Raw genomic sequence first — 12,395 nt, 5'->3', positions numbered from 1 at the left:
CCGGGCGATGGCGGCGGTGGTGGCGGCGGTGGCGGTGGCGAGGCGCCGCCGAGCGCGTATGAGCAGGTCGATGCACAGGCTGACACCGTCGCGCGTGAGGTGGAGGCACTGATCAAGGCCGATCCGGGTTATCAGAGCCAGGAGCTGGGCACGGTGATCTACCGCGACGCAGTGACCGGTGAAATCAAGACCAGCCCACTGGCGCGCGGTGATGCCAGCAATCCCGGGGCCATCAGCTATCCGCTGCTGGAGTGGGGCATCACGCCGGGCCAGGTGGTGGGCATCATCCATTCCCATCCGGCCGGGGTCTTCCCGTCGGAGACGCATGAGGTCAACAAGTACCCGTCCGACAACCGCACCGTTGGCGGCGTGGCCTACGAAGGCGGGGACTGGGGCGTGGCCGATCTGCTGCGCGACAACGGCATGAATGCCGAAGAGTTCCGCTACTACATCATCGGGCCCGATGGTGTGACCCGTGAGTATGATTTCAACGACCGCGATGCGGAAACACTGGGTACAACGCTATGAAGATAGAGGCCGCATGGGCGGTGGCCGTTCTGGCCGTGGGCGCAGCAGCCTGTGCGCCGGTGGCGCGTGCCGATTCGCCAGGGCTGGCGGTGCTGCGCAGCGAAGATGGACTGCCTGCGAACCGCTACACCTCGCAACACCAGATGAGTTGTGGCAGCCGCGTGTTCGAGCTCGTGGTGGAATCGCCGGGTCCGGTCAGGTTGACTGGCCTGAAGGTGGATGGCGTCGCGGTTCCTGCCGCGCAGCTGCAGGCCATCAATGCACAGGTACCGGAGCGCTCCTGGTTCCAGGGCATCGCCTCGTCCTGCACGTCGGCCCGCCAGTCGCTGACCCTTCAGCTGTCATCGCCGCAGGGGGCGGTGACCATCCCGCTTTCGTTCAAGGATGGCGTGCTGGTGCCGGCGGCACCCGCCCGGTAACGCAGGTGCTGCAGGCTGCCGGCCCCTGCGCGGGGCCGGCAGCGCGATCGCCCGTCAGAAGCGGTAGGCCGCCTGCACGTACACCCGGCGCGGTTCCCCGGGGAAGTGCCCGTTGCGCGCGATGAAGCCACTGGCCGCATACACCTTGTCGAACAGGTTCTTGACGTTGGCCTGGAACTGCCACTGCTTCCACGTGGTCTTCCAGCTCATGTCGAACACGGTGTAGGCCTTCACGCTCTGCCCGTCCAGGCTGATGCGCTCGCCGACATGGTCGGCACCGAAACCAATGGCCGAGTTCAGCGCAGGCAGGTCGTAACGCGTCCACAGGCCGAGCGTGTTGCGCGGTGCATTGGCGAAGCGGTCTCCGGAGGCGTTGGTGATGCCGTTCGGGCCCGCATCCTTCACCCGTGCGTCGTTGTACGCGTAGGTGAGGTTCACCACCCAGCGATCGGTCACATCGGCCAGCAGATCGAGTTCCATGCCGGTGCTGCGCACCAGGCCCAGCGCGGCGAGCTGGTTCACGCCTGCGGTCACTTCGCCGGTGGCCTGCACGATGTTGCTGCGGTCGATGCGGTAGGCCGCCATGTTCAGGGTCACACGCTCGGCCAGCAGCGACTTCATGCCTATCTCCCACTGTTTGCTGCGTTCAGCGTCGAACGGGCCGCCGGCAGCACGGTCCTGGTTGGCCGCGCTCTGTGGCACGAATCCGCTGGCCACGTTCGCGTACAGGTTCAGCCCCTCGCGCACGGTGAAAGTGCTGCCCAGCCGCCAGCTGAGGTCGTGCCCATCCACGCTGCTGCCGCCGAGGCGATCCTCGTCCTTGAAGCCATCCCAGCGCAGGCCGGCCAGCACATGCCAGCGCGTGCCCAGCGCAAGTTCGTCCTGCAGGTAGCCGCCGTAGCGGGTGCTGCGCGTGGAGGTGCTGCGCCAGGGCAGGGTAGTCAGAGCGTAGTCGTGCCAGGTGCTGGCGCCATACACTGGATTGAACAGGTCGATGCCACGCACCGGCCCCGCACCGCGCGCGAGGTCGGCACTGTTGGCGGTCTGCGCGGTGAAGTCGGCATCGAGCTGGTACACGTCAGCGCCGAACAGCACTTTATGCTCGATGCGGCCGGTACTGACCCGCCACACGGCATTGCCGTTGACAGTAAACGCCTCGTTGTCGCGGATCTGGTTGCGCAGCTGGCGCGTCATCCACTCGGCCACGCCATCGCGATCGCGGTCGATCAGCCCCATCGGCTCGTGATACATCTGGTGCTCGTTGTTGGTGAACCATCGCGCGGCGAAATCCACATCCACATTCGAGGCCGGCGCGAAGCGATACTGCGCCAGGGCGACCTTCGCGCGCATGTCGAGGAAGTCGCTGGCCTCGTTGTGGTTCCAGCGGCGATCGGTCAGGAACGTACCTGCGTCATTCACTGGTACACCCCGCAGGCGGTTGCCGCCCAGGTTCTGGGTGATGTCGGTGAACTGCAGGGTCAGCTCGCCGGTATCGCCCACATCGAAGGCCAACGATGCATCGCCGATCACGCTTTCGCTGTCAGTGTTCCAGCGCACACCCTGCTCGGTGTCGCCGTACAGACCGGCGCGGTAGCGCACGCGGCCGGCCGCATCCAGGGGGCCGGTGGCCTCGACCGAGCCGGCGCGGAAATCCTCGTTGCCCAGCTGGACTTCGATGCGGCGCTCAGCCGTGGCCCGGGGTTTGCGGGTCACATAATTGATGACGCCGCCGGCATCACCACCGCCATACAGTGCGCCGGCCGGACCCTTCAGCACCTCCACCCGCTCGATGTTGAACAGCTGGGGCACCGCGAAGCCCGCATACGGGTCGCCGCGCAGGCCGTCATAGAGCACGTTTTCCTGCCGGAAGCCACGCAGGGTCACGCCCGCATAGCTGAAGAAGCTGATGCCGCTGATGCTGCGGTACAGGTCGGTCACCTGGCGCGCCGCCTGGTCGTCGATCAACTCGCGCGGCACCACCTGCACCGATTGCGGCACCAGCTCCAGCGGGGTATCGGTGCGGGTGCCAACTGCGGCGTCGTCAACCCGGTACAGCGTCTGAGCACGGCCACGCACTTCGACCTTGTCGAGCTCGGTGGTTGCGGTGGTGGGTGGTGCAGCGGCCTGTGCCAGGGGTGCCAGGGGCAGGGCGAGGGCCGCGCACAGCGCGCGGCGGCGGAGCGGGAATAGGGTCATGGGAGGGGATTGGCAACCGCAAATGAGAAAGATTAGCATTTGCAGTGATGCTGTGCCTATTCCCTGATGGCGCGATGGACATCTGGGCACGTGCGGAGGACGTTACGCCCGTATCGTCGCAACCTCCCTCCGGCCCGCGGCCTCGGTCATCACGACGGCGAGCTGCTTGAGCGAGTAGGGCTTGCGCAGCAGGGTGAAGCCGTGGCCGGGGTCGCGTGCCAGCAACTCGCTGTAGCCGCTGGTCAGGATGATGGGCAGATCCGGAAAGCGATCGCGCACGTGCCGGGCCAGTTCCAGGCCGTTGGTGCCGGGCATCACCACGTCGCTGAACATCACATGGAACCGCGTGGCGTCCTGTTCCAGTTCGGCAAGTGCCTCATTGGCGTTGCGGGCCAGTACCACCTCATAGTCGAGTTCGCGCAGGGCTCCGACCGCGAACTCGGCCACATCCACGTTGTCCTCCACCACCAGCACGCACAGCCCGTGCCCGTGCAGCAGGCCCGGCTGTGCCGCCGGCCGCGCCACCGTCTCGCTGGAACGGGTGAGCGGCAGATACAGCGTGAACCGGGTACCGACGCCAGCCTCGCTCTTGACGTCCACCTCGCCTTCGGACTGCTTGACGAAACCGAATACCTGGCTGAGGCCCAGGCCGGTGCCGGCACCAATACCTTTGGTGGTGAAGAAGGGTTCGAAGATGCGATCCACCACGCCAGGGTCGATGCCAGTGCCCGTATCGGTCACGCTGATGGCGGCGAAGTCACCTTTCAGCGGTGCCGCGAAGCGGACCGAAGGCACCGCCGTAACCTGCTCGACGTCGATGGTGACCGTGCCGTGGCCGTCGATCGCATCGCGCGCATTGACGGCGATGTTGATCAGCGCGGTGTCCAGCTGGGTGCGGTCCAGCAGCACCGGCAGCGGGCGATCAGGCAGGTTGACCGACACCTGGATGCGTGCCCCCAGTACCGTGGTGATGATGTCCGACAGGGCCTGCACGCTCTCGCACAGGTCGAAGACCTCCGGTGACAGGCTCTGCCGGCGCGAGAAGGCCAGCAGCTGCGCTGTCAGCCGTGTGGCCCGGTCCGACGCATTGCCGATCGCCTGCACGTAGCGGCGTCGCGGATCTTCCGCCGGCCAGGTATGCAGCAGCATGTCCACCGAGCCGGTGATGACCTGCAGCAGGTTGTTGAAGTCGTGCGCGACGCCTCCGGTGAGCTGGCCGATGGCTTCCAGCTTCTGCGACTGCCTGAGCTGCTCACGGGCCCGCACCAGTTCCAGGTGCGCCTCGCGCGCCTGTTCGGTGATCGCGGCCACCTGGCGGCTGTGCAGGTCGCGCTCGATCACGCGTTCGGTCTGCTCGCTGACCACGCAGATGATCCCGGCGACGGCACCGCTGGCATCGCGCAGAGGCGAATAGGAGAAGGTCCAGAAGGTCTCGCGCAGCGTGCCGTCGCGGTCCATCATCAGCGGCAGGTTCTTGAAGCTGCGGCTGCGGCCCGCGAACGCCGCATCGATGGCATGCTCCACATCGGCCCAGACGTCAGACCACACCACGTCCAGGCGGTTGCCCATGGCGCCGTGCAGCTTGTCACCCAGCATCGGCAGGTAGGCATCGTTGAAGAAGAATGCCTTTTCGCTCAGGCCCCAGGCGATCCACAGAGGCTCCGGAGAGTCGAGGATCATCGCAAGCAGCGTGCGCAGCTCGCAGGGCGCCTGTGCCGCCGCCGGCGAGCGTGCCCAGTCGCTGTCCTGCAGCAGGCGATAGGCAAGCTGGTCGGGTGCGGAGACGGGAAGTGGGAAAGGATGCATGGCCGTCGGCGCGGGAAGGTGCGGCAGCATAGCCGAACCGATGTCAGCAGGGCCTGCACATCGCCAATGGGTCGGGGCAACCGCAGCGGCTAGCCTGGCTCCTGGCCTGGTTGCCCGGCCAGGGCGTGCCGGCCTGCCGGCGTCAGGTCGATGTCCGCATCCTCGGCCTGCACCGCAAAGCCCGCATTCACTGCCCAGGTCGCAGCGTCACCGCGCACCGGCTGCGCGTCGGCGATGTCCTGCAGGATCCTGATCTGCGCTGCGGTCAGCCCCATCGCCTCATACCCCCAGCAGCGACGGGAGCTGCCACTCCGAAACACGCGCATGGCTGATCGGCTGGTGGCAGCCGCAGCGCTCGCAGCGGAACAGTGCACCGCCTGGCAGCTGCAGCAGTGTGTCCTCGCTGGCGGAGGTGGTCTCCGCGCAATGGTGGCAGGTGACGGTGAGCGCGGTGATGCGTTCAACACCACCTGAGAGGATGAAGACGGCTTCGAAAGCGCGGATGACAGGGTGGGACATAACCGCTCGCGAGTAGTACACGTCCGCATCCTCGCCTGCCACCCGTGACGGTGCAGTCAGCTGCGTGCATCGACCGGATCAAGACGCCCCACCGTCAGAGCTCCTTCCTTCAGAGCTCCTTCTTCTTGCCGCTCAGATCCAGCGGCGTGTCATCGCCCTTGCGCTCGCTGGACCAGACTTCAAGACTCTTGTTGCAGCGGCTTTCGCGTGCGGCGACCTGCGGCGGCAGGTCCTTCAGGTGCGGTGATTCCTGGCAGCCCGAATGCATGGCCGTGTCGTCATAGGTGGCGCAGGCAGCGAGCGAGGCAAGCATGACGGCATAGACCGAGGCGCGGAGCGCGGCGGGGGCGAAGCAGGTAGGCATGGACGGCATCCTGGGAAAGTGGGGGTGCCCTGATTCAATAATGTGACCCCGTGCCGACGCAATCGGTCTGCCTGCACTTGTTATTCAGTAACAAGTGTGGCGATACTCTGCGGTTGTGGCATCTGCGGGCTACGCGACGCAGATCATGAACAGTGCGGACAGCGCCAGCATCAGCATGAAGACCCGCCGGCTCAGGGCCAGGCAGGCCAGGCAGGCGGCCAGGGCCCAGGCCGCCAGCAGGACGCAGGTGAGCAGCCACAGTCCGGTGGTCATCAGTGACCCCGCAGCGATGGCCGACAGAGCGGACGCCTTGAACAGCGCGATACCCAGCACACTGCCCAGCACGCCGGCCTGCAGGGCGACCGCGTCATGGTGGACAGGGGCTCGGCGGGGAGGCATTGCGGTCCGGACGATCGACCAGGGGGTGTTGATCGAAGTCTGCCCGAACGGATATCCACGCCATGTGTAGTACCGTCGGCGGCCGCCGCAGGCCTGCCTGTCGCGTGCGGCGCTGCGGGACGGCCGGAGGACAGCAGTGTCAGTGACTGCGGGCGACCGTGCGTGCGCGGTTCTTTTCCAGCATCACCGCTACGCACCACAGCAGCAGGCCACCGAAGGCCGTGGCTGCGCCGACATAGCCGGTGGTGGCGGGGCTGAAGCCGGAGCTGATGGCCATGCCACCCAGCCACGGTCCCAGCGCGTTGGCGGTGTTGAACGCGGCATGGTTGGAGGCCGCAGCCAGCGTCTGCGCTTCTCCCGCCACATCCATCAGGCGGGTCTGCAGCACGGCGGCGAGCGCACCCATGGTGCCCACGGTGATGATCATCGGGCCGATGGTCCACACCGACTGCGCAGCCAGCGGATACAGCAGCAGCATCACGATCGACCACGCCAGTACCAGCGCGGCGGCCTTGAAGTGGAATCTGTCCACCAGCCAGCCGCCGGCGATGTTGCCGATGATGGCGCCGATGCCGAACACACCCACGGCGAGCGGCATCCACGATTCGGCAACCCCGGTCACCTGCACCAGGGTCGGCGCAAGATAGGTGAACACACAGAACATGCCGGCGAATCCGACCGCACCGATGGCCAGTGCCAGCCATACCTGCGTGGTGTTGAAGGCGCGCAGCTCGCGCATCGGCGAGGTGCGCACCTCCTCCGGGTCGGGCAGCAGGAAGCGCGCGATCATCGCAACGGTGGCAATGGCCAGCAGGGTGACCAGCGCAAACGCCGTACGCCAGCTCAGTTGCTGGCCCAGCCAGGTGGTGAGCGGGTTGCCGATCAGGATGGCGATGGACAGGCCGAGCAGCACGCGCGACATCGCCTGGCCGCGCTGGCCGGCCGGGCTGATCGCCGCCGCTACCAGCATCGCCACGCCAAAGTAAGCGCCATGCGGAAGACCCGCGACGAAGCGCGCGATGAGCATGGTGGCGTAGTTCGGTGCCAGCGCGCTGGCCAGATTGCCGACTGCATAGAAGCCCATCAGCGCCAGCAGCAGGCGACGGCGTGGGAAGCTGGCGCCGACGAACGCCAGGACCGGTGCACCGACCACCACGCCGATGGCGTAGGCGCTGATGAGATGGCCGACCTGTGTTTCGGTGATCGACAGGCCACGACTGATTTCCAGCATCAGGCCCATGCTGGCGAACTCGCTGGTACCGATGGCAAAGCCGCCGAGCGACAGGGCGAGGATGATCAGGGTGCGCTGGCGGGGCGTCAGCTGCGCGGCCAGGGAGGAATTGGGGCTCATGCGGGGGCGCAGGGGGCGGGGGAGCAGGCTATTGTACTGCTGCACCGCAGCAGGGGCATCGCCCGCTGCCAAGAATCAGCGTCCGGCCAGTGGTAGTGCTGCGCACCGCATGTTGACGGGATCTCCATTTCCATGAACATCTCCATAGCCGAGCAGAGCACCGTGCGGGTGCCTGCCCAGGCAGCTGCATCGCTGTCTTCCGCGAGACCTCCGCGGTTGGACAATCGCGGATGCACGGTTGTTACACCCTTCGTTCCCTGTCGCGGCGGTCTCCGGGCCGGTGCGTGGCCTAGCTCAAGGTGCTCCATGACACTTTCCATCCGTACTGAAATGCCGGCCGACATCGCCGCCATCCATGCCCTGACCACCGCCGCTTTCGCCACGGCCGGACACAGCAGTCACACCGAGCAGTACATCGTTGATGCGCTGCGCGAGCGCGGCGAGCTGAGCATCTCGCTGGTGGCCGACGCGGTCGGAGAAGTCATCGGCCACGTCGCTGTTTCGCCGGTGTCCGTCAGCGACGGCAGCAGCGGCTGGTACGGCCTGGGCCCGATCTCGGTGCTGCCGGAGCGACAGGGGCAGGGCATCGGTACCGCATTGATGCGCGCGGCCATCGAGGCGCTTCGCCAGCAGCACGCGCGAGGCTGCGTGTTGCTGGGCGAGCCGGCGTACTACGCTCGTTTCGGCTTCCGCGCCGAGCCGGGGCTGGTGCTGCCGGGCGTTCCTGCCGAGTACTTCCAGGCGCTGTGCCTGCAGCCGCCACTGGCGCAGGGAGAGGTGCGCTACTCCCGGGCGTTCGAAGCGACCCACTGATCGCGGGCGTTCAGCCCGCGTGCCGAAGATGGATCAGCGGATACGGACGGCCCTGTGAATCCAGCGCTGAGCGGCCGGTCTCGGTGAAGCCCATGCGCAGGTAGAACCCCACTGCCTGCGCATTCTGCGCATTGACGTCGGTGCTCAGCTGCGGATGCACGGCCAGTGCGTGCTGCAGCAGCTGACGGCCGATGCCGGTGCCGCGCACGTCTGGGTCGATGAACAAGGCTTCCAGATGCGTCCCGTCGATCAACATGAAGCCCAGAGGACGATCATCTGCATCCACGGCCACGGTGGTCGGCGCCTGGGGCAGGAAACCAGCCACTTCGGCATCGATGGCCAGGCGGTCTTCAGGGCTGAGGAAGTCGTGGGTGGCGTCGACGGCGCGGCGCCACAGGTCGACGAGTGCGGCACCGTCATCGGCGCGCGAGGGGCGCAGGGTGGTCATGGGGGGGAACGTGAAGCGGGCAGGCAGCACAGTATGACGTCATTCTGGCATCCGCTGCGCAGCCCGGCGTTACACTGTGCGCCTGAGCTCTGCCGCCTCACGGAAACTGCCATGACCGACGCTCCGGGTGTACCGGTGCACGACGCCGACGAACAGTGGATGCGCCATGCGTTGGCGCTGGCCGAGCGCGCGCAGCGCGAGTTCGACGAGATCCCGGTCGGTGCGGTGCTGGTCGGTGCCGACGGCCAACTGCTGGGTGAGGGCTGGAACCTCAATATCGCTTCGCACGATCCCAGCGCGCACGCCGAGATCGTGGCGATGCGTGCCGGCGGCCAGGCGCTGGCCAACCATCGACTGTTGGGCAGCACGCTGTACGTGACGCTGGAGCCCTGCGCGATGTGCGCGATGGCAATCGTGCATGCGCGCGTGTCGCGGCTGGTCTACGGTGCCAGCGACCCGAAGACCGGTGCCTGTGGCAGCGTGTTCGACCTGCTGGGCGACGCGCGCCACAACCACCGCGTGGAGATCCACGGCGGGGTGCTGGCCAAGGAGGCGAGCACGCGGCTGACCAACTACTTCCGCGCCAAGCGCGGCAAGCCGCCCCTGTTGCTGGAACGCCCGGCGGACGAGGGATGAGCAGCGAAAGGGTATGATGGGCGCCCCTTTCCCTTCCCGGCGGCCCGCGGGCCAGCCCTGCAGCGAGACGACACGATGGTGGAGAACGGCGCGGCCAACGAGCGATTGATCTGGATCGACCTGGAAATGACCGGGTTGGATACCGACAACGATTCGATCATCGAGATCGCCACCGTAGTGACCGATGCCCAGCTCAACGTGCTGGCCGAAGGCCCAGAGTTCGCCATCCATCATCCGCTGGAGACGCTGGAGGCGATGGACGAGTGGAACCGCAACCAGCATCGTCGTTCCGGCCTGTGGCAGCGTGTTCTGGACAGCAGCGTGACCCTTGCCCAGGCCGAGGCGCAGACGGTGAATTTCCTGGCGGAGTGGATTCCGGCTGGCCTGTCGCCGATGTGCGGCAATTCGATCTGCCAGGATCGCCGCTTCCTGCACCGCCAGATGCCGCGCCTGGAGAAGTACTTCCACTACCGCAACCTGGATGTGTCCACGGTGAAGGAACTGGCCAGGCGCTGGGCGCCGGGCGTGGCCGCCGGCGTCGGCAAGAACAGCAGCCACACCGCACTCAGCGACGTGCATGATTCGATCAACGAGCTGCGCCACTACCGCCGGTTCATGGGCGCGCTTTCGGGGTTGCCGACTGCCTGAACGACGACGCCGGGCATGGCCCGGCGCTACCCATCGTTCAACCGCGTGGCGCTACTATCGGCCCATGAACGAGCCGATCCTGCTGCCGCGCGATATCGCCCACGACGCCCGCGACTGGTCCGACCTGCAACGGGCGGTGGCACTGCTGGAGGCGCCGACCCTGACCGCGCGCATGGCCAACCTGGTCGGCACGCCGCTGGAGTTCGCAGTGAAGGCCTTGCCGACGTCGGTGTCCAGCCGCATCCACGGCGCGGTGCAGGCGGCGCTGTCGAAATCCGCGCAGGCGGCGCTGTGGAGCATGGACAATTCACCCGGCAAGGGCGCATCCACCCGCTGGCACAAGGTGGCTGCCGCAACGTCCGGCGCGGTCGGCGGTGCCTTCGGTTTTGCCGCGTTGTTCATCGAACTGCCGGTGTCGACCACCATCATGATGCGCGCCGTGGCCGATGTGGCGCGCAGCGAAGGCTTCGACCTGTCCGAGTTCAGCACCCGCCAGGCCTGTCTGGAGGTGTTCGCGCTGGGCGGCAATTCGCCGCGCGACGACGCCAGCGAGACCGGCTACTACCTGGCCCGCGGCTTCACCACCGATGTGATGCGCCACCTGTCGGCCGAGCTGGCCGGCCGCGTGGTGACCGGCCGCGATCTCACCCTGGGCGTGGCCCCGAAGGAGGCCGGCAAGCTGTTGGCCAAGCTGGTGGAGAAGGTCGCCGCGCGTTTCGGTGTGGTGGTGACCGAGAAGTTCGCCGCGCAGGCGGTCCCCATCGTGGGTGCTGCCGCCGGCGCCACGCTCAACACCATGTTCACCGACTACTACCAGGACATGGCACGCGGTCACTTCATCGTGCGCCGGCTGGAGCGCAAGTACGGTGAGGATGTAGTGCGCACCTGCTATGACCGCGTGGCGCATGGCGGCGCCCTGATCGAGCCGACGCTGTAACCGGTGTCGGGGCCAGATCCCTTTGCCGTGCAAAGGGATCTGACTCCGGGCGAGACCTCGGGCGAGCCTATCATTGCCCCGGCGGAACAACTGTTTTGCCAGTCCGTGCCTGTTGCCCGGCGGGCGCCATCCCCATTCTTTGCGGCACTCCCCCGCAAGAGATGGCCGACATGCTGTTCACTCCCCACCGCCTGGGCGCACTGACCCTGCCCAACCGCATCGTGATGCCGCCGATGACCCGTTCGCGTGCGGCCCACGGCAATGTTGCCACCGCCGAAATGGCGGCGTACTACGCGCAACGTGCCGGCGCCGGCCTGATCATCAGCGAAGGCACCCAGATCAGCCCGCAGGGCCAGGGTTATGCCTGGACCCCGGGCATCCACAGTCCGCAGCAGGTACAGGGCTGGCGCCAGGTCACCGATGCGGTGCACGCGGCCGGCGGACGCATCTATGCGCAGCTGTGGCACGTGGGCCGTGTTTCGCATGTTGCCCTGCAGCCGAACGGTGAGGCTCCGGTGTCGTCGTCGGCATTGCTGGCCGAAGGCGTGAAGGTGTTCGTTGACCCGACCGGTGCCGGTCCGGAGGCCGGCGTCGGCGAGATGATCCAGCACTCGATGCCGCGCGCCCTGCACGAGGACGAGATTCCAGGCATCGTCGAGGACTATGCACAGGCGGCGCGCAATGCACTGGCGGCGGGCTTTGATGGGGTCGAGCTGCATGGGGCCAATGGCTATCTCATCAACCAGTTCATCGATTCGCAGGCCAACCAGCGCACCGATGGCTACGGTGGCGCGCTGCAGAACCGGCTGCGCTTCCTGCGCGAGGTGACGCGGGCGGTGGTCGAGGTGGCGGGCGGCGACCGGGTGGGGGTGCGCCTGGCGCCGCTGACCACGCTGCAGGGGGCGGTGGACGATACGCCGCAGGCCACCTATCTGGCTGCCGCGCATCTGCTGGGCGGGCTGGGTGTGGGCTACCTGCACATCGCCGAAGCCGACTGGGACGACGCACCACCGATGCCGCTGGCGTTCAAGCAGGCGCTGCGCATGGTCTATCCGGGCACGCTGATCTACGCCGGCAAGTACACCGCCGAGCGCGCCGAGCAGGCACTGGCAGAAGGCTGGGCTGACCTGATCGGCTTCGGCCGGCCGTTCATTGCCAACCCGGACCTGCCGGAGCGGCTGCGCCAAGGTTCGGAACTGAACCTGCCGGACCGCGCGACGTTCTTCGGAGGCGGAGTGGCGGGCTTCACCGATTATCCGACGCTCGAAGAGAGCGTCGCCGCCTGATTCCGCATCCGCCGGGCATGGCCCGGCGCTACCTGTTCAACCGCC

At 67.0% G+C, this 12,395-nt stretch carries 14 protein-coding genes and 1 pseudogene; 7 read left to right on the top strand and 8 right to left on the bottom strand.

The window, feature by feature from the left end; genetic code table 11:
- Both N5J29_RS19090 and N5J29_RS19085 read left to right on the top strand, forming a co-directional pair.
- Positions 1–528 (top strand): annotated as a pseudogene (locus N5J29_RS19090) (hypothetical protein); the annotation flags it as partial.
- On the top strand, positions 525–947 hold the full coding sequence (locus N5J29_RS19085; protein ID WP_053517859.1) for a hypothetical protein: 423 nt from the start codon (positions 525–527) through the stop codon (positions 945–947). The pseudogene N5J29_RS19090 and the gene N5J29_RS19085, both read left to right, overlap by 4 nt.
- Before the next feature lie 54 nt (positions 948–1,001).
- Here the strand turns inward: N5J29_RS19085 and N5J29_RS19080 are convergent, their stop codons facing one another.
- From N5J29_RS19080 to N5J29_RS19050, 7 genes are all read right to left on the bottom strand, one after another.
- Positions 1,002–3,143, bottom strand: coding sequence for a TonB-dependent siderophore receptor (locus N5J29_RS19080; RefSeq protein WP_164153099.1), 2,142 nt, complete (start codon positions 3,141–3,143; stop codon positions 1,002–1,004).
- A gap of 102 nt (positions 3,144–3,245) precedes the next feature.
- Positions 3,246–4,949 carry an ATP-binding protein gene (locus tag N5J29_RS19075; RefSeq protein ID WP_164153100.1) on the bottom strand — a complete coding sequence of 568 codons (1,704 nt, stop codon included), beginning with the start codon at positions 4,947–4,949 and terminating at the stop codon, positions 3,246–3,248.
- Between the two features lie 89 nt (positions 4,950–5,038).
- A complete protein-coding gene (locus tag N5J29_RS19070) occupies positions 5,039–5,224 on the bottom strand; it encodes a hypothetical protein (RefSeq protein ID WP_065176251.1) in 186 nt (61 codons plus the stop codon).
- A 4-nt stretch (positions 5,225–5,228) separates the two neighbouring features.
- Entirely contained in the window at positions 5,229–5,468 is a 240-nt protein-coding gene (locus N5J29_RS19065; protein ID WP_279924545.1) for a hypothetical protein, read from the bottom strand.
- A gap of 109 nt (positions 5,469–5,577) precedes the next feature.
- On the bottom strand, positions 5,578–5,832 hold the full coding sequence (locus N5J29_RS19060) for a hypothetical protein (RefSeq protein WP_065183040.1): 255 nt from the start codon (positions 5,830–5,832) through the stop codon (positions 5,578–5,580).
- A 129-nt stretch (positions 5,833–5,961) separates the two neighbouring features.
- Positions 5,962–6,231 carry a hypothetical protein gene (locus tag N5J29_RS19055; protein ID WP_164153101.1) on the bottom strand — a complete coding sequence of 90 codons (270 nt, stop codon included), beginning with the start codon at positions 6,229–6,231 and terminating at the stop codon, positions 5,962–5,964.
- A gap of 139 nt (positions 6,232–6,370) precedes the next feature.
- A complete protein-coding gene (locus N5J29_RS19050; protein ID WP_164153102.1) occupies positions 6,371–7,582 on the bottom strand; it encodes an MFS transporter in 1,212 nt (403 codons plus the stop codon).
- A 306-nt stretch (positions 7,583–7,888) separates the two neighbouring features.
- Between N5J29_RS19050 and N5J29_RS19045 the strand changes: the two genes are divergently transcribed.
- A complete protein-coding gene (locus N5J29_RS19045) occupies positions 7,889–8,395 on the top strand; it encodes an N-acetyltransferase (RefSeq protein WP_164153108.1) in 507 nt (168 codons plus the stop codon).
- 10 nt (positions 8,396–8,405) lie between these two features.
- Here the strand turns inward: N5J29_RS19045 and N5J29_RS19040 are convergent, their stop codons facing one another.
- Positions 8,406–8,843 (bottom strand): acetyltransferase, encoded by a 438-nt coding sequence (locus N5J29_RS19040; protein ID WP_164153107.1) that lies wholly within the window; start codon positions 8,841–8,843, stop codon positions 8,406–8,408.
- A 111-nt stretch (positions 8,844–8,954) separates the two neighbouring features.
- On the opposite strand from N5J29_RS19040, the gene tadA reads away from it, so the two are divergent.
- The 4 genes from tadA (at position 8,955) to N5J29_RS19020 (ending at position 12,350) form a co-directional block, all read left to right on the top strand.
- Positions 8,955–9,479: a tRNA adenosine(34) deaminase TadA gene (tadA, locus tag N5J29_RS19035; protein WP_164153106.1), complete on the top strand. Its 525-nt coding sequence runs from the start codon at positions 8,955–8,957 to the stop codon at positions 9,477–9,479.
- 75 nt (positions 9,480–9,554) lie between these two features.
- Complete coding sequence (gene orn, locus N5J29_RS19030; protein ID WP_053517870.1) at positions 9,555–10,127, top strand: oligoribonuclease; 573 nt, start codon at positions 9,555–9,557, stop codon at positions 10,125–10,127.
- A gap of 64 nt (positions 10,128–10,191) precedes the next feature.
- Entirely contained in the window at positions 10,192–11,064 is an 873-nt protein-coding gene (locus tag N5J29_RS19025; RefSeq protein ID WP_053517871.1) for an EcsC family protein, read from the top strand.
- A 170-nt stretch (positions 11,065–11,234) separates the two neighbouring features.
- Positions 11,235–12,350: an alkene reductase gene (locus tag N5J29_RS19020; RefSeq protein WP_164153105.1), complete on the top strand. Its 1,116-nt coding sequence runs from the start codon at positions 11,235–11,237 to the stop codon at positions 12,348–12,350.
- Positions 12,351–12,395: the final 45 nt, after the last annotated feature.

Source organism: Stenotrophomonas sp. GD03680 (assembly GCF_029844625.1).
GTDB lineage: Bacteria > Pseudomonadota > Gammaproteobacteria > Xanthomonadales > Xanthomonadaceae > Stenotrophomonas > Stenotrophomonas maltophilia_P.
This window is presented reverse-complemented; position numbering and strand designations above follow the sequence as displayed.